Here is a 16,638-nt window from a genome sequence, read left to right on the forward strand (position 1 = left end):
CGTGAGGCAACGCGACGGCGATGGCATGACAACGGGGATCACGGGCTCCTCCGAGCACGTGGGCGACTCCACGGACGGCACCGAGGCAGAGGGGGAAACGGGCGTGCCCTTCGATCCGGACGCCACGGGCATCATCCCCCGGCCGCCGGTCCCGAAGGGCCCGACCGGCCCCGCCACGGACGTCGCCGACGGTGACGACGACGGTGATGACGAGGCGGAGACGGGCACCCTGCCCGCCATCCGCCTGCCCGCCACCCTCCACATCGGCTCGCCGCCAAGAGCCCCCGAGGACACCAAGGATGCGAAGGAGTCGGAGGACCCGCAGCGGCCCGAAGACCCGCAGGAGCACAAGGCCGCCAAGGACCCGAAGGAGGCTGAGGGCCCGCAGGCGCCCAAGGCCGCGAAGGAGCCGAAGGGCGCCAAGGGTCCGGCCGCGGACGAGGCGGTGTCCGCCGCGGATGACGATGCCGCGGGGACCGTGCCGACGAAGGTGGCGGCCGCCCCGGTCGCGAGTCTGGCCGTGGAAGCTCCCCCGGCTCCCGCGAAAACGCCCGTCGAGCCCCCCGCCCCACCCCCCGCCTCAACCGCCACCAAGACCCCGGCCAAGCCTCCGGCCAAGCCTCCGGCCAAGGCACCCGCCGCTACCGAACCCGCCCCCGCCAAGGCGAGGGGCCTGGGCGAGCGGCTGCGGCAGTTGGGGCGCAGCGCGCCCATGTGGCTCCCCGCGCTGCTCACGGTCGAGGGCCTGATCATGTACGTCCTCGCCCTGCGCGTGGCCCCGGGCCCGCTGCGCGGCGTGGACCCGGCCGACATCAACGGTCTCGGCCTGATCGCCGCCCTCCCGGCCAGCGCGTTCGCCGCGATCCTGATCATGCTGGTGTCGTTCTTCGTCACCGTCGCCCAGAGCACCGACCGTAAGTTCCTCCTGCTGTTCCAGATCGCCGTCATCACCTTCGCCCTGCACGGCGCCGGTTCGCTGGTGGCCAGCGAGCCCAGGTTCCCCACGGCGTACATCCACGCGGGCTTCGTCGACTTCATCGGCCGGACCGGCGAGACCGCGATCAGCATCGACGCCCGCATGGGCTGGCCGGGCTACTTCGCGCTGTTCGCCTTCGTGACGAAGGCCGCCGGCATCAGCGACATGACCACGATCCTCCAGTGGACGCCGCTGCTGACGAACCTGCTCTACCTGCTGCCGTTCGTGCTGATCCTGCGCCAGGTGGTGGCCACCACGCGGGCGCGCTGGTACGCGGCGCTGCTGTTCGTGCTGGTGCAGTGGATCGGGCAGGACTACTTCTCGCCGCAGGGCTTTACCTTCGCGCTCTATCTGGCCTTTGTCGCGATCCTGTTGCGCTGGTTCGGGCGGGTGGAGCCGCGCACCAAGCCGATCGCGCCGAAGGGGCTGCGCAAGCTGCTCGGCCGTCTCGACGCGATGACGCCGGGCGAGATCGCCAACACCGGCACGTTCCGGGCCGACCGGCTGCTGATGCTGCTGATGCTGCTCGCGCTGTTCTTCGCGGCGACGGCCTCGCACCAGATCACGCCGTTCATGATGCTCGGCGTGGTGACGGCCTTCCTCATCTTCAAGCGGACCAAGCTGACCTGGGCGCTGCCGTTCTTCCTCGGCCTGGCCGTGCTGGCCTGGATCAGCTACGAGACCGTGGGCTTCTGGGCGGGCCAGATCGACGCGATCTTCGGCGGCCTGGGCCGGATTCTGACGAACCTGCAGCGCAACACCGGCGACCGCATCGCGGGCAGCGACCCGGCGCACGCGATGGTGCTGCAGGCGCGGCTGGGCATCCTGGTCGTGATCCTCGCCCTGGCGGCGACCGGCCTGTTCAGGCGGCTGCGGCGCGGGGTGGTCGACCGGGCGGCGCTGATCCTGCTCTGTGTGCCGGTGCTGGCGCTGGGGCTGCAGAGCTACGGCGGCGAGATCGGGCTGCGCATCTACATGTTCGCGCTGCCCGGCGCCTGCCTGCTGGCCGCGTACGCGTTCTTCCCGAACCTGCCCGCCGACAGCGCGGACGTGCGCGAAGAGACCGTGCCCATGCGCAAGCGGAATGTCCGCTTCAACCCCGAGCTGACCAGGAAGCTGTCGGTCGTGCTCGCGGCCTGCTTCGCGGTGGTGTTCGCGGGGGCGTTCCTGATCGCCCGCTATGGCAACGAGAAGTTCGAGCGGGTGACGACCGGCGAGGTCGCCGCGATGCACTACATCTACGCGCACGACAAGCCGAGCGCCAAGGTCCTCTACCTGACGGCCAAGGAGGGTCCCGAGGTCACGCCGACGCTGCCGTGGGGCGAGAAGGACATCGAACTGGTCAACTTCAACGGCCAGGCGCTCGTCTACCAGGATCCGACGAACATCGCCAAGGCGGTCGCGACGCTCAAGGCGAGCCCGCGCAACACCTATCTCGCCGTCAGCACCGGTCAGATCGCCTACCTGCAGCTCAACGAGGGCTTCCCGGCAGACTGGGGTCCCAGGTTCAGGGCCGCGCTGGACGCCTCGCCGGATGTCAAGAGGGTCTACGCCAACAAGGACGCCGCTCTGTACACCTGGAAGAAGTTCGTCAAGGGCACCGAGATCCCGGAACCCCTCCCGTACACAGGACGCGGCGACCCCACCTCGCCCTGGACGCCGGTCGGCCTCGCGGCACTGGCCGTGACCTGGGTAACTCTGTTCGGCTACGAGGTGATCCGGCTCAACGGGCCGAACCGGGCGGTCAAGGCGCGCCGGCGGTTGCTGTGGGTGGCCATCCCGGCATTCGCCGTGGCCGTGGGCGTGATCATCGAGCGATTTATCTATATCGCATCAAATACCTAGATTCACAGGAAACCCACAGGTTTTGCGGAATGATGTTCGCTGATGAGGACACACCCCGCCATTTCCCCTGGGCGATCCATGGTTACACGCATCACTTCGGTCGATGCCCTGCGCGGCTTCTCGCTGCTCGGCATCCTCGTCGTGAACATCGCCTTTCTGGCGTCCGGCTACCGGATGGCCGGGATGGCGGAGCCCGCGTTCATCTCACCGCTCGACTGGGCGGTGCGGTGGACCGTGACCTTGTTCATGGAGAACAAGTTCTACTTATTGTTCTCCTTCCTGTTCGGCTACAGCTTCACGCTGCAGGTCGACTCGGCCGTACGGCGGGGCAAGGCGTTCGTGCCGATGTTCCTGCGCCGCCTGGCCGGGCTGTTCCTGATCGGGCTGGCCCACGCGGTGCTGCTGTTCCCGGGTGACATCCTCACCACCTACGCCGCGGTCGGCCTGGCCCTGCTGCTGCTCCGCAAGGTCTCGCCCAAGACCGCGGTCATGCTCGCCATCGCCTTGACCTCCATGCTGGCCCTGGGCTTCGTGCTGCTGGCCGTCCTCGCGATGGTCGGTCTGGACACGGCCGGGACGGTCTCGCACGGGGTGGCGGAGGCGGTGCACTCCGACACGGCCCTGCGCGGCTCGGGCTTCCAGATCATCGGCGAGCACCTGCGCAAGCTCTCCCTCATCGTCGTGCTGCGCGTGCTCTTCCAGGGTCCGGCCGTACTGGCCGCCTGCCTGATCGGTCTGGCGGTCGGCAAGCTGGGCGTGCTGCGCGACGTGTCCGCGCACACGGCCACGCTCCGCCGGCTGCAGTGGCTCGGGTTCACCGTCGGGCTGGGCGGCGCGTTCGTCTACACGCTGTCGGCCTGGCACGGCAGCGTGAACAAGTTCCTCGGCGAGGCCGTGGACCTGGTCACGGCTCCCCTGCTCGCCGCCGCCTACGCGGCGACGTTCCTGCGGCTGCTGCCGCACCTGCCGCGCATCGGACGGGCGCTGGCGGCGCCGGGCCGGATGGCGCTGTCCAACTATCTGGGGCAGTCCCTCATCTGCTCACTGATCTTCACGGGGTACGGCCTGGCGCTCGTGGACCGCGTCAGCCCACCTGTGGAGGTGGTGATCGCGCTGGTCGTCTTCGTCGCGCAGGTCTTCCTCAGCCATTGGTGGCTGCGTGGGCACCGGTACGGGCCGGTGGAATGGCTGCTCCGCGCCGTGACGTACTGGAGCCGGCCCGGCCAGCGGGGCGCTCATCAGAAGTCGGCGCGCGCCTGAGGCCCCCGGTAGGGCAGCGTCCGGCTGTAGACCAGGTTGGTGGTGGTGCTGCCGAACTGGGCGAGCTCGTCGACGACCCGTTCGAGATGGGCCATGGAGGCCGCGGCCACCTTCAGCAGGTAGCAGTCGTCGCCGGTGGTGCGCAGGCATTCGAGGATCTCGGAGCGCTCACCGAGCAGCCGATGCAGCGGCTCGTGCCGACTGCCTGGATACTTGAGCCGCACCACGGCGAGCACGGCGTAGCCGACCTTCTCCAGGTCGACCTCGGCTCGGTAGCCGGTGATGACGCCGACCGCCTCCAGCCGCTTGACCCGCTCGGTCGTCGCGGAGGAGCTGAGGTTGACCCGCCGCCCCAGCTCGGTGAGCGCGACGCGCCCGTCTCTCTGGAGCTCGGCGATGATCGCCCAGTCCGTCGCGTCAAGGCTCTCGGTCATCGGCCCAAAATACCGGCAATTCCCCGGCCAATCGTCCCGTGCGCAGGGAGAACTCCCTTCCTACCGCTATGACCCATTAGCTAGCCTGCACGGGTGCGAATAGGCGTGAACGTCCCGAACTTCGGACCAGGCACCAACCCCGACGTGCTGCGCCGTTGGGCGCGGACGGTGGAGGGCCTCGGCTACGACCTGCTGATGCTGTCGGACCACGTGGTAGTGACACCGGACGTGGCCCAGCAGTATCCGGCCCCGTTCTACGAGCCCTTCACCACGCTGGCCTGGCTGGCGGGCATCACCGAGCGGATCAGGCTCGGGACCACGGTGCTGATCATGCCGTACCGGCATCCGCTGCTCGTCGCCCGGATGGCCGCCAACCTCAACGACCTCAGCGGCGGGCGGCTGGTCCTCGGCGTGGGCGTGGGGTGGGCGCGGCAGGAGTTCGAGGCGCTCGGCATGCCGTTCCACCGGCGCGGGGCGCTGACCGACGAATACCTCGACGCGCTGCGCGCCGCCTGGGCGGACGGCGCGGACTACCGCGGCGGGCCGGTGCCGATCTGGATCGGCGGCAACAGCGACGCCGGCCTGCGCCGCGCGGTGCGCCTCGGCGAGACCTGGCACCCGCTGCGCAGCACCCTGCCCTGGCTGCGCGAGGCCTTCGGCCGGCTCAAGTCCCTCGCCGACGAGCAGGGCCGCCCGATGCCCGCCCAGGCACCCCGCATCATCCTCAGGCTCACCACGTCCCCGATCACCGATCCCGAGCGGCGCGCCGGTGAGGGCACGATCGAGCAGATCGTGGACGACCTCGAACAGCTACGCCTCCTCGGCGCGGACACCGTCGTCCTCGACCCCTTCGACGGCGACCCGCAGGAGACGTGCCACCCCGAGGTGGCCTGGCACGCCCTCGCGGCCGTAGCCGCCTCCTGGGACCTTCACGCGAACCACCTATGAACGGAGCGACCATGACACACGACGACGAGCAGTTCCTGCGCCGGGCCATCGGGCTGGCCGCCAAGGCGCGGGCGGCGGGCAACCCGCCCTTCGGATCGCTCCTGGTGGGGCCGGACGGCAGCGTGCTCGCCGAGGACGTCAACACCTCCATCAGCGATGGTGACATCACCGCGCACCCCGAGCTGAAGCTGGCCCGCTGGGCGGCCCGTGAGCTCAGCCCCGAGGCCGCGGCGACCACCGTCATGTACACCAGCTGCCAGCCCTGCGGCATGTGCACGGGCGCCATCGAGCGGTCGAGGCTCGGGCGGGTGGTGTTCGCGCTGTCCACCGAACAGCTCGGCGGCCTCAAGCCACCCGCCGGGAACACCGGGGCGCGACTCGACGGACCGGCACTGTACGAGGAGGCTCGGGCCCCGGTCGAGGGCTACTACGTCTAGTGCTCATATTTCATCAACAAGCCCAGTAAAGCCACGCAAACCACACTGTCGTCCGCCAGGATGATCAAAGCGGGCACATCGGCGCCGATGTGCCCGCTTGATGCATGGGAAGGATAGACAGTGAGGTTACGACTGTTCACCGCGGCACTGGCCGGTGCCGCGCTGATGACCCAGCTCGCCGGAGCGGCATCAGCCCAGACAGCGCAGGCAGCCCCATCGACCGCGATCGATTGGGCGGAATGTGGCACCACGTACAAGGGCGAGTGCGCGACCATCAAGGTACCGATGGACTACGCGAAGCCCGATGGCGCGAAGATCGACCTGGCCATCGGCCGGTTGAAAGCGCTCGACCCGGCCAAGCGGCAGGGCGTGTTGTTCGTGCATCCGGGCGGTCCCGGTGGATCCGGCCTCAACGCGTACATCATGGGCCGCGGCATCCCCGACGACAGCCCGCTGCGCCAGTACTTCGACATCGTCAGCGTGGACCCCCGCGGCGTCGGCCGCAGCACGCCCATTCTGTGCGGCGAGGACGTGGTCAACGAGACCCCGCTCACCTATCCGGCCAACGAGGCGGAGTATCAGAACTGGCTGGCCTTCAACGCCAAGCTGTCGAAGGACTGCCGCGAGCGCACGGGCCCGCTGTTCGACCACGTCGGCACCACCAACGTGGTGCGCGACGTGGACTCGATCCGCGCGGCGCTCGGCGAGCGCCAGATCAGCTTCTTCGCGATCTCCTACGGCACGCAGGTCGGCCAGCAGTACGCCGAGATGTTCCCGAAGAACCTGCGCGCGATGGCCATCGACTCCAACATGGACCACAGCATCACCTCGGCCTACCAGTACATGAAGACCGCCACCGAGGACCTCGAAGGCTCCTACCTGGCGTTCGCGAAGTGGTGCGGCGAGACGGCGGCCTGCGCGCTGCACGGCCAGGACGCCACGGCGGTCCTGGACGGCCTGCTGGCCAAGGCCAGGGCCGGCACCCTGAAGGACCCGGAGACCGGCGCCGTGATCTCGGACGAGGAGCTTCGGATCGAGGTGTTCGAGCCGATGTACAAGCCGTCGACGGGCTTCTTCCCGCTGGCCGAGCGGCTGAAGGCGCTGGCGGTCGGCCAGGCGGAGCAGCAGGTCGCGGACAAGCCGGTGGCCGCGGAATCGGCGGAGGCGAAATCGACGGCCAAGGCCTCGGCCGAGGCTTCGACGTCGACCGCCGAGGGCGTCAACTACGCCTACCCGGTCATCTGGTGCTCCGACTGGAAGTGGAACATCAGAAGCTTCGCCGAACTCGACGCCTACAAGCGCCGTCTCAAGGCCATCGCCCCGCACACGGAGCTCTCCCCGTTCTGGACCGACGTCATGAGCTGCCTCAACTGGCAGGGCAAGACGTCCAACCCGCAGCATCGCCTCAAGATCAGCGGCACTCCGCCGATCCTGGTCATCAAGGCGAAGGATGACGTGGCCACTCCGGCGGCCTGGAACTACGCCGCCGCACGGCAGATCCCGCGCTCGGTCGTACTGGAGTACGACGGCGTCGGCCACGGCCAGTTCCGCAACAGCACCTGTGCGCGCGACTACATCGAGAAGTACCTGATCAACCGCACCATGCCCGCGCCGGGAACGCACTGCGCCACGCAGTTCCCGACGGAACCGCCCGCGACGACGCTGGCCCCGCAGGACTCCCCGCGGTCCATCACGGGCCGCCCGGTCCACTGACGGCGAGCTGACCGGTGGTGTGTCCTCTGACGTGTCAGGGGACACACCACTTCGGCAGTCCTAGCCGGGTCCCCTGAGGTAGCCGGGCGTGAACTCGACCGGCAGGGTGGTCAGGGCGCGCAGCCGGAAGGACGGCCGCCAGACGAGCTGGTCGGCGGGCACCGCCAGCCCCATGTCCGGAAGCCGGTCCAGCAGCACCTCGACGGCCGTATAGGCGATGACCTCGGCGAGCTCCGGCGCCGGGTGCGGGCAGCCGTGCTCGCCGTGGCCGAAGGACATGTGCGCGTGGTTGCCGGCGGAGCCGCCGTAGGAGTCGGGCCGCACCTGCGGGTCGGCGTTCGCGGCGGCGAGACCGATGATGAGCGCGTCACCGGCGCGGATGCGCTGCCCGCCCAGCTGCGTGTCGTGCGCCGCCCAGCGGCCCAGGCTGTTCTGGGCGGGCGAGTCCTCCCACATGACCTCGTTCAGGGCCTGGCTGGCACTGCGGCGGCCGCCCGACAGGGTCACGGCGAACCGTTCGTCGGTCAGCATCAACCGCAGGGTGTTACCGATCCAGTTGGCGGTCGGTTCCTGGCCCCCGCTCAACAGCACGACCAGGTCCTGGACGATCTCCTCATCACTGAGCCCCGCGGGATGGGCCAGCAGGCGTGAGGGCAGGTCCGGGCCGGGGCGCTCGCGTTTGGTGGCGATCAGCCGCTGCATCGCGGTCGTGACTCGCCCGTACGCCTCCGCGGATTCCGGGCCGACGTTCAGCACCATGGTCACGTCGGCCACGATGCGGGGCGTCTCCGCCTCCGGCAACCCGAACATCGTGACCATGGACAGCAGCGGCATCGGCTGAGAGTACTGCGCGATCAGGTCGGCCCGGCCGTGGCCGGTGAACGCGTCGATCAGGCTGTCGGCGACCTTCTCGCACTGCGATCTCAGCTCGAACTGGTCGACGGAGGCGAGGGCGTCGCTGAGGGCGCCGGCCCGCCGCTGATGCTCGGCGCCTTCGGTGAACAGAATGGACGGCTGGTAGCCGACGAACGCCATCAGCGGCCAGTCCGGCGGGATGCGGTCCCAGGCGTTCCACCGGCGGGAGTCGCGGCCGAAGAGCTGCGGATTGCTCAGGACGTAGCGCAGCTCGCGGTAGCCGACCACCAGCCAGGCGGGAATATCGCCCTCCATCAGGACCGGGACGACGGGCCCGTGCAGCTTGCGCATGTCCCGGTACAGCTGCTCCGGATCCTCCTGGAACTGGGGCCCGTACATCCGGATGGGCTCGGGTGTGTAGTGGGTATCGGTCATCGGGTAACCCCCTGGGCGGAGGACATCGCGTGGAGGTGGTTGACGAGGGCGATCAGCACGGCCTTGCTCGAGTCACGTTGACGGGCGTCACAGTCGATCAGCGGAACCTCTTCGGACAGGTCCAGCGCCTCCCGGATCTTCTCCAGGGGGTGCGTCGGCTCGTCGAAGTTGTTGCGCGCGACGATGAACGGCATTCCGTGGTGTTCGAGCCGGTCGATGGCGTACCACGAGTCGGCCAGGCGGCGGGCGTCCACCAGGACGACCGCTCCCAGCGTCCCGGAGAACAGCCGGTCCCACAGGAACCAGAACCGGTCCTGGCCGGGCGCCCCGAACAGGTAGAGCACCATCTGCTCGTTCAGGCTGATGCGGCCGAAGTCGAAGGCCACCGTGGTCGTGGTCTTGGTCTGTACGCCGCTCGCGTCGTCGATCCCCATGCCTGCCTGGGTCATCGTCTCTTCGGTGCTCAGCGGCCGGATCTCGCTGACCGAGCGGACCATGGTCGTCTTGCCCACGCCGAACCCGCCGACGACCACGATCTTGAGACCGGTGGTCATCGTGCTCTGTAGCGGTGTACGGCCGGGTGGGTCAGAGGTTCTGAAGTCCAACAAGCACCTGCTCCAGGATTTCGGGATCGGGCAGTTGCGCCTTGGCGGGAGCCTTGGGCGGATGGCGGGCGGTGATGCGTCCGGTGTCCAGCAGGTCGCACAGCAGAATCCGTACGACGCTGACGGGCAGTCTCAGCTCCGAGGAGATCTCCACGACCGCCATCGGCTGGCGGCACATCTGGAGGATCTTGACGTGCTCGGACTGCATGCCGGGGGTCGGATCGCATTCGCTCACGATCAGCGTGACCACGTCCATGGCACTCTCGTCCGCGCGACTGCGCCCCCCGGTGACCGTGTACAGCCGATCCGGGTTCTCGCTGGCCACTCGCCGCGAGATCATAGCGAGCGGCTGCTCTGCTGAGGTTCACGCGGCGGGGCGGTCAGATACTCCCCCAGCTGCTCGACCAGTTCGTTCATGTTGTGGCCGATGATGCCGGGGTCGGCGTCGTCGCTCGCTATGACGGCGAGATGGGCGCCTTCTCCCGCTTCCACGATGAACAGCAGCCCGCCGTGGAACTCCGTCATGGACTGCCGCAGCCCGCCGGAACCGTCGCCGAACTCCATCGACGCCCCGTGGGCCAGGCTCTGGATGCCCGAGGCGATGGCGGCCAGTTGATCGGCCCGGTCCACCGACAACCCGTGGGTGTGGGAGAGCTTGAGGCCGTCCTTCGACAGCACCAAGACGTGCCGGGTCTGCGGTGTCCTCTCCAGGAGGTTCTCCAGCAGCCAGGCGAGGTCGCGGTCTGAGGTTCTCATCGAGAGTCTGGGACGGTCATCCGGCGTCGCCGGACGAGCAGCCCTCCCTCCAATCTGTAAGTTGGTCACCGGGTGTCGTTTTCGGGCCTTCTGCTGCCGGGCCCTCTGCTTGCGGGTGTTCCACTTCCTGGCCCGCCGCGGCGGCGCCGGCGCCGGCGCCGGCCCCACGGCTGGCCTGGCGGAAAGCGCTGAATCTCGCTCCGGCCTCGGAGAGGGACGGCCTGGGCCGCGCCGGAGCCTGCTCGGGCACGGGAGCCGCGGACGTCGCCGCCGCGAGCGTCTGACCGCGCCGTCGCCTGGGCAGCTCGCCATCCGCGACGGGGTCGGCCTTCGCGGGGTCGGCCGGCGCGGGGACGGGGGCCGAGGTGGCCCGGCGGGCGGCCGGGACGCTCGGCCTACGCGGGGCCTCCACCTGGGGAGCCGGCGCGGGCTGGGTGACCAGTTTCTGCGGGATCATGACCACCACTCCGGTGCCCCCGCGTGAGGACGGCCTGAAGGAGACGGTCAGACCGTGCTTGCGAGCCAGGCAGCCCACGACCGCCAGGCCCAGGCGCGTACCGGACAGCGTCGTCAGATCCAGGGGCTCGGACGAGACGGCCTGCCGCGCGCGGGCCAGCGCGACGGGGCTCATGACCAGACCGCAGTCCTCGATGGTGATCACGATGCCCGTGCTCACCTCTTCGACGTACACGTGCACCTCCTCGGACGGAGGCGAGAAGCTGGTGGCGTTGTCCATCAGCTCCGCGAGGGCGTGCATGACGCCCTCTGCGGCGTGCCCGGCGATCGCGACGGTGCTGGCCGAGTGCACCCGAACCCGCTGGTAGGCGCTGATCCGGCCCACCGCGCCGCGCATGATGCTCTCCATCACGATCGGCTTGGTCCAGCGCCGCCCGGAACGCGAACCGGTCAGCACGGCGATGCTGTCGGCCAGCCGGCCCGCCTGGGCGGTGCTGTGGTCCAGCCTCAGCAGGTCCCCGAGGACCTTCTCGTCATGCCGGTCCTCCATCTCCCGCAGATCGGCCAGCATGCTGGTGGCCAGTGCCTGCACCCGGCCGGCGGCGTTGGCGCAGGCCGACATCGCGGCCGCGCGCATCCGGTCTCCTCTGCCGACCTCCTGCGCCAGCGTCCACAGGATGCGCTGCTGAGCCAGGTCGGCGGGCCTGGGCACCTCGGCGAGCGCGGTGTCGACCGATGCCCCGTCACGCAACCTCTTCACCAGCGCGGGCAGTGTGTGGTCGGCCAGTTGGGCGAGGTCCGCCTCCCTCATGGCGAGCCGGTCACGCAGCAGGCTCGCCTGCTGTCGGCCGTACAAGCCATAGGTGATGGCGGCGCACAGCAGCAGGGCGGCTATGCCCAGGCACCAGGCCACGAGCGTCCGCCCCTCGACCGGCGCCTCGGCCACGGCCCATACGCACGCGACGCCGGCCACGACGGCGACGCCAAGCGGTACGAGCAGGGCCCGACGGTGAACAGGTATGTGAGTTGCTGACATCAAGTCCTCGTCGGAGGTCAGAAACATACGGCCTGGAAGTCTTGATCGGATTGTAGGGGAATCTTCGCTTTACGTGGGCACTTGGTCACCAATTGCGGCCATTGTCGCCTGCCCTGCCCAATAGTCGAGCTCCTTGAGCAAGGGCGCCGGATCTGACAACAGATCTTGCTGGGTGTGGAGTATGCCGGATCAGTAGGCTCCCGGCTACTGAGCGGCGGTCGCGCTTCGACATCCGCAGCGTTGTTGATCATGGCACAGTTGGCCGGGGTGGGGGTGGCGTTCACATGACAGGGCCTGGGCGGTTCCCCGCCCAGGCCGGTGAATTGTCAGGTCAGTACGCGCCATGCACCCCGAGGTCACTTCGTTTCGGCCGGAGCCGGATCCGATCCGAACGTCGTACCGGTTCCAGGTCGATCCGCCGCACCCCTTCCGGCACATGCCGCAGGTCATGGGTGATGAGCAGCGTCGTCCGCCCCTCCATCAACCGGCGCAACGGCACCATCACCCGCTCGGCCGTGACCACGTCCAGCCCGGTCATCGGCTCGTCCAGCACCAGCACCGGCGTGTCACGCAGGATCGCGCGGGCGATGGCGAGGCGCTGGCGCTGGCCGCCTGACATGAGGCGGCCCCGCTGACCGATGGGCGTGTCGTACTTCTGGGGCAATGTCTGGATGAAATCGTGTACGTCGGCCAGCTCGGCCGCCAGAATCACGGCGGCGTCGTCGGCGCCCGGTGAGCCGTAGGCGATGTTGTCACGCACCGTGCCGGAGAACAGGAGGTTCTCCTGGTGCAGGAGCGTGATGGTGTCGCGCAGTGACGATCGGGTCAGGTCGCGCAGGTCCACCCCGTCCAGGAGGATGCGGCCGGTGTTCGGGTCGTAGAAACGCAGGAGCAGCTTGGCGAGCGTGGACTTGCCCGCACCGCTGGCTCCGGTGCAGACGACGAGTTCCCCCGGTTCGATCACGAACGACAGCTCGCGCAGTGTCGCCCTGATCCGCTTGGGATAGGTGAAGCCGACCCGCGAGAACTCGATCCGCCCCTTGCTGCGCCCGACCACCGGCACGGCGGTAGGACGGTCGACGACGGACGGGCGTACGGAGAGGACCTCCATGACGCGGTCCGAACCGGCGGCGGCCTCCGAGACGGTGAGGGCCAGCTGGCCCAGACCCTGGACGGCGGGATAGAGATAGGCGAGGTAGGCCGCGAAGGCGAGCAGGCCACCGAGCGTGAGGCGGTCTTGGGTGATCTCCCAGGCGCCGAAGCCCAGGATGACGATCAGGCAGATGGTCTCCAGCACCTGTACGGCGGGGCCGTAGAGGCCGGAGAGCCACGCCTGGGACAGGTTCGCGCGCAACCAGGTGCGACCTTCGCGGTGCAGGTGCCTGGCCTCGGTCTCCTGCTGGTTGTAGGCCTGGACGAGCGACTGGTTGGACAGGCTCTCCTCGATGACGCTGTTCATGGAGCCGTTGCTGGTCCGCTCGCGGGCCGCCGCGTTCCTGAACCGGGACGCGAAGACCTTGGAGACCACCAGGAACGCCGGGATCAGCGCGAACGTGACCAGCGCCAGGTCCCATCTGATGATGAACGCCGCGCCGGCGAAGAAGATCACGCTGGCCACGGTGGTGAACATCTTGACCAGGCCGGAGCCGACGAGCTCCTCGATGGCCTCGATGTCGTCGGTGAGCCGGGCCATCAGGTCGCCCGTGCGGCGGTTCTCGAAGAAGTCGGGTGTGAGGGTCTGGACGTGGCCGAAGACGCGGTCGCGGAGCTTGAGGAGGAAGCGTTCCGCGCCCGCGGCGGTGATGTACGCGCCGGCGAAGGAGACGAGACCGGCCAGAACCGCCAGGCCGAGCCAGGCGGCCGCGGGGGCCCAGAAGGCGCCCAGGTCCCGTTCGCTGAGGACCTTGTCGGTGATGTAGCCGAACAGGGCGATCGCGGCGACCTCACACAGAGCGGCCAAGATCGCGAAAACGACCCCGGCCGCGAACAGCGCCCTGACGCCACGAGTGTCCGGCCAGAACTCCCGGAAGGTGTTCCGGATGGACACCGTCGGCGCCAGGGGCTGAGCGGAGAGTGAGAGCCGTTGGGTAACCCGACGGCTCTCAGGTGGCACCTCTTCTACCACCACCACCGCCTGCGCCAGCCGCCACCGCAGCCGCCGCCGCATCCACCCCACCAGCGACGTCGACCACAACCGCGACGGCCCCATCCCCACCAGTCGCTACGGTGAGCCGGGAAGAGCTTACCGAGAGTCATGATTCCCCCCTGTGCCAGTAGCACTATTTCGGCTTTCAAAATAGGACGCTAGCACCCAAATGGTGAAAAATCAGGGCTTGGGGGCGTTCTTTGATCGGATTTGACCGGTGCTCATGGAAAAGATCTGCGCGTGTGTGATATGTAAATCACCGCTAAAGCGCGCACATCCCGCCCCATACCAGAACCCCGCTGGGACCTGGCCAAACCCAAGCCGACGCCTCGATCACCACAGAAGTGGAAAAGCGGTTTGACGTTTTTCCGTCCGCCGCAAGTCGCCCTGGGCAATGGAATTCCGGGGGACGGCAATGATTGTTCCGAAGAATGGTGAGAGAAGGGCCCCGCCCGTCCGTACGAGCAGACGGACAGAGCCCTTGACCGGCCTCAGGCGCCGCGTCCCGCCCACTGGATCTCGTACGGTTTCAAGGTCACCCGCTTGCCGTCCACGGTGGCCGTGACGCTCGTGTCGGCCGTGTTGACCATGACCATCTGCCGCTCCTGCCCCAGCGTCTTGATGCGCTGGTCGGAGGTGGTGACGGCATCCAGTTTCACCCCGGCGGGGAACCACTTCGCGAACCCGCTCAGCAGCCCCGCCATCGGCAGCTCCTGGCCCGTGCCGGACGACCAGAGGCAGCCGGGGCACTCCGTCCCGTCCTTCTGCTCCGGGTTCCAGTAGAGCGCCGTCGTCACACCGCTCCTGGCGAACTCCATCAGCGTCGTGGCCTGTACGGCGGTGCGCTTGTCCTCGCTCCAGCCGGAGTTGGTGGGCTCGACGTACCACTCGGCCCACCACACCGGCATGTCGTTGCTCTTCTGCCTGAGCCAGGCGGTGACCGCACTGAACTTGGCCTGGGCCGCGAAGTCGTCCGGGACGTTGGCCTTGTCGTTGGTCATCGAGGCGCCGTCGACCACGATGAAGTCGGCGCCCTTCTTGTGCTCGATCCAGTATTCGATCGCGTCGAGCGCGCGCTGGTCGACCGTGCCCCAGGGGCCGCTGAGCTCGGAGGGGCCGCTGCCGGAGTTGGTCTCGACCGGGATGTACGGGCCGCCGACCTGGATGTCGCCGTTCACCTTCTTCAGCGCCGCGTAGACCTTGTTGTACAGCTCGGTATAGCCCTCGGCGTCCCAGCGGTTCGTGGAGGCGTTCCAGAAGCCCTTGAACTCGTTCCACACCATGAAGTACTTCACCGTCGGATACTGCCTGGCGATCCGCGCGGCGAGCTTGGCGTAATCGTCGAAATGCTCACGCTTGGGGGCGACCGTGTGGTTCTTGGACCAGTCCGTACGACCGGCCTGACCGCCCTTCATCCAGTCGGGCGCGCAGCACAGCGTGATGACCGGGACGGCCCGCGAGGAGGCCATGAGCTTCAGCCGCCGGTCGAGGTCCCGTAAGTTGTACTGGTCCGGGCTCGGCTCCGGGTTGCCCACGCCCCAGCCCATGATGTGCTGGTTCTGCACCATGGGGACGCGGCCGAGGATGTTCTTGGCCCGCTCGGTGATCTCGCGGGGCACGTTGTCGGCGCTGTACTGGGTGTGGGTGACGCCCCAGCGCGGCCAGTCGTCCAGGGCCGGCGGCTGCTCCAGTGTGGGCGGCGGCTCACTCGGCTGGGTCTGGGCGATCTCGCCGCCCTTGTACTCGTCGCGGGGGCCGCCTCGCGTGCCCGCGTACACCATGATCGCCGCGACGAGCGCGACCGCGAGGATGCCGACGCCCAGCGCGATCGGCCATGGCGGCCGTCTGCGTGCGTGTTTGCCATCGGTGGGAATCATGGTGCCTCCACCCTCGCGCGTAGACAAGGGCCGGGACGCCTCTCCCAGCCCTTCCCACGGTATATATCAGTACTTGCAAGGGACTTGCGGTCGATCAAGGGGCTGGCGGGCGCTGCCCTCCAGCCGGTCCGGGGACTCCCGCATAACGGTACGGCACTGGCTGTCTCCCCGGTTGCACGATGAGGAGCGTGCCGGGTTCGTCGGCGTAGAAGGCGCTTTCGACGGCCGCGGCGACGTCGGCGGCGCTCAGCAACGGGAACCCCGCGTTGACGAACATCTCGCGCGCTCCCGCCACCAGCGGCGTGTCCGTGAACCCCGGGCAGACCGCGCCGATCCGGATCCGCTCCTTGGCCAGCGGCGCGGCCAGCGCCCTGACGAGCCCCACCACGGCGTGCTTGGTCATCGTGTACACAGGGTCACCGGCGAAGCCGACGAGCCCGGCCAGCGACGAGGTGACCACGATCGCGCCACCGCCCGAGCGCTTGAGCGACGGCAGGCAGGCGGCGACGCCGAAGACCACGCCGTCCACATTCACTCCGACGACCTGGCGATACCGCTCGACGTCGAACGCCGCGAGGTCCACCCCGCCCGAGATCCCCGCGTTGAGGTGCACCAGGTCGAGCCGGCCGTAGGTCTCCTCGGCGAGCGCGACGGCCTGCCGCGAAGCCTCCTCGGTGCCGACGTCACCGGCCAGCCAGACGCCGCCGACCTCCTTCGCCAGGCGCTCGGCCCCTTCGGCGTCGAGGTCGAGGAGGACGCACTTGGCCCCGCCCGCCGACAGCCGCCGTGCCACCGCGGCGCCGATGCCGCTCGCCGCTCCGGTGATCAGTGCCACAGTGCTCATGTGCGCTCCTCAGGG

Annotated in this window: 14 protein-coding genes; 5 read left to right on the plus strand and 9 right to left on the minus strand. The window is 68.8% G+C overall.

What is annotated here, in order from left to right:
• Position 1 precedes the first annotated feature (1 nt).
• Complete coding sequence (locus AB0C30_RS45680) at positions 2–2,821, plus strand: hypothetical protein (RefSeq protein WP_357956021.1); 2,820 nt, start codon at positions 2–4, stop codon at positions 2,819–2,821.
• A gap of 78 nt (positions 2,822–2,899) precedes the next feature.
• Positions 2,900–4,081 carry a DUF418 domain-containing protein gene (locus AB0C30_RS45685; protein ID WP_357956024.1) on the plus strand — a complete coding sequence of 394 codons (1,182 nt, stop codon included), beginning with the start codon at positions 2,900–2,902 and terminating at the stop codon, positions 4,079–4,081.
• Here AB0C30_RS45685 and AB0C30_RS45690 read toward each other — a convergent pair.
• The gene (locus AB0C30_RS45690; protein WP_357956026.1) at positions 4,060–4,515 is read right to left on the minus strand and encodes an Lrp/AsnC family transcriptional regulator; all 456 of its coding nucleotides are present in this window, start codon (positions 4,513–4,515) and stop codon (positions 4,060–4,062) included. The genes AB0C30_RS45685 and AB0C30_RS45690 overlap by 22 nt on opposite strands.
• A 93-nt stretch (positions 4,516–4,608) precedes the next feature.
• On the opposite strand from AB0C30_RS45690, the gene AB0C30_RS45695 reads away from it, so the two are divergent.
• The 3 genes from AB0C30_RS45695 (at position 4,609) to AB0C30_RS45705 (ending at position 7,613) form a co-directional block, all read left to right on the plus strand.
• Entirely contained in the window at positions 4,609–5,463 is an 855-nt protein-coding gene (locus AB0C30_RS45695; protein WP_357956028.1) for an LLM class flavin-dependent oxidoreductase, read from the plus strand.
• Positions 5,464–5,474: 11 nt separating this feature from the next.
• Positions 5,475–5,900 carry a nucleoside deaminase gene (locus AB0C30_RS45700; protein WP_357956030.1) on the plus strand — a complete coding sequence of 142 codons (426 nt, stop codon included), beginning with the start codon at positions 5,475–5,477 and terminating at the stop codon, positions 5,898–5,900.
• Between the two features lie 120 nt (positions 5,901–6,020).
• Positions 6,021–7,613: an alpha/beta hydrolase gene (locus tag AB0C30_RS45705; protein ID WP_357956033.1), complete on the plus strand. Its 1,593-nt coding sequence runs from the start codon at positions 6,021–6,023 to the stop codon at positions 7,611–7,613.
• A gap of 60 nt (positions 7,614–7,673) precedes the next feature.
• On the opposite strand, the gene AB0C30_RS45710 is transcribed toward AB0C30_RS45705, so the two are convergent.
• From AB0C30_RS45710 to AB0C30_RS45745, 8 genes are all read right to left on the minus strand, one after another.
• A complete protein-coding gene (locus AB0C30_RS45710) occupies positions 7,674–8,903 on the minus strand; it encodes a cytochrome P450 (RefSeq protein WP_357956036.1) in 1,230 nt (409 codons plus the stop codon).
• On the minus strand, positions 8,900–9,457 hold the full coding sequence (locus AB0C30_RS45715; RefSeq protein WP_357956039.1) for an ATP/GTP-binding protein: 558 nt from the start codon (positions 9,455–9,457) through the stop codon (positions 8,900–8,902). The genes AB0C30_RS45710 and AB0C30_RS45715 overlap by 4 nt, the downstream gene beginning before the upstream one ends.
• Before the next feature lie 31 nt (positions 9,458–9,488).
• Entirely contained in the window at positions 9,489–9,848 is a 360-nt protein-coding gene (locus AB0C30_RS45720; RefSeq protein WP_357956041.1) for a DUF742 domain-containing protein, read from the minus strand.
• Positions 9,845–10,264 carry a roadblock/LC7 domain-containing protein gene (locus AB0C30_RS45725; protein ID WP_357956044.1) on the minus strand — a complete coding sequence of 140 codons (420 nt, stop codon included), beginning with the start codon at positions 10,262–10,264 and terminating at the stop codon, positions 9,845–9,847. The genes AB0C30_RS45720 and AB0C30_RS45725 overlap by 4 nt, the downstream gene beginning before the upstream one ends.
• Positions 10,265–10,280: 16 nt before the next feature.
• Positions 10,281–11,756: an ATP-binding protein gene (locus AB0C30_RS45730; RefSeq protein ID WP_357956046.1), complete on the minus strand. Its 1,476-nt coding sequence runs from the start codon at positions 11,754–11,756 to the stop codon at positions 10,281–10,283.
• A gap of 331 nt (positions 11,757–12,087) precedes the next feature.
• Entirely contained in the window at positions 12,088–13,965 is a 1,878-nt protein-coding gene (locus tag AB0C30_RS45735; protein WP_357956332.1) for an ABC transporter ATP-binding protein, read from the minus strand.
• Between the two features lie 428 nt (positions 13,966–14,393).
• Positions 14,394–15,779: a xylan 1,4-beta-xylosidase gene (locus AB0C30_RS45740; RefSeq protein WP_357956048.1), complete on the minus strand. Its 1,386-nt coding sequence runs from the start codon at positions 15,777–15,779 to the stop codon at positions 14,394–14,396.
• Positions 15,780–15,873: 94 nt separating this feature from the next.
• Entirely contained in the window at positions 15,874–16,623 is a 750-nt protein-coding gene (locus tag AB0C30_RS45745) for an SDR family NAD(P)-dependent oxidoreductase (protein ID WP_357956051.1), read from the minus strand.
• Positions 16,624–16,638: the final 15 nt, after the last annotated feature.

The organism is Nonomuraea sp. NPDC048901 (assembly GCF_040649695.1).
Lineage (GTDB): Bacteria > Actinomycetota > Actinomycetes > Streptosporangiales > Streptosporangiaceae > Nonomuraea.

What these genes read in the sequence shown, in the direction of transcription:
- AB0C30_RS45685 (WP_357956024.1), top strand. Translation starts at nt 2,900, where the DNA reads ATGGTTACACGCATCACTTCGGTCGATGCCCTGCGCGGCTTCTCGCTG.
- AB0C30_RS45690 (WP_357956026.1), bottom strand. Translation starts at nt 4,515, where the DNA reads ATGACCGAGAGCCTTGACGCGACGGACTGGGCGATCATCGCCGAGCTC.
- AB0C30_RS45700 (WP_357956030.1), top strand. Translation starts at nt 5,475, where the DNA reads ATGACACACGACGACGAGCAGTTCCTGCGCCGGGCCATCGGGCTGGCC.
- AB0C30_RS45710 (WP_357956036.1), bottom strand. Translation starts at nt 8,903, where the DNA reads ATGACCGATACCCACTACACACCCGAGCCCATCCGGATGTACGGGCCC.
- AB0C30_RS45715 (WP_357956039.1), bottom strand. Translation starts at nt 9,457, where the DNA reads ATGACCACCGGTCTCAAGATCGTGGTCGTCGGCGGGTTCGGCGTGGGC.
- AB0C30_RS45720 (WP_357956041.1), bottom strand. Translation starts at nt 9,848, where the DNA reads ATGATCTCGCGGCGAGTGGCCAGCGAGAACCCGGATCGGCTGTACACG.
- AB0C30_RS45725 (WP_357956044.1), bottom strand. Translation starts at nt 10,264, where the DNA reads ATGAGAACCTCAGACCGCGACCTCGCCTGGCTGCTGGAGAACCTCCTG.
- AB0C30_RS45730 (WP_357956046.1), bottom strand. Translation starts at nt 11,756, where the DNA reads ATGTCAGCAACTCACATACCTGTTCACCGTCGGGCCCTGCTCGTACCG.
- AB0C30_RS45735 (WP_357956332.1), bottom strand. Translation starts at nt 13,965, where the DNA reads ATGGGGCCGTCGCGGTTGTGGTCGACGTCGCTGGTGGGGTGGATGCGG.
- AB0C30_RS45740 (WP_357956048.1), bottom strand. Translation starts at nt 15,779, where the DNA reads ATGATTCCCACCGATGGCAAACACGCACGCAGACGGCCGCCATGGCCG.
- AB0C30_RS45745 (WP_357956051.1), bottom strand. Translation starts at nt 16,623, where the DNA reads ATGAGCACTGTGGCACTGATCACCGGAGCGGCGAGCGGCATCGGCGCC.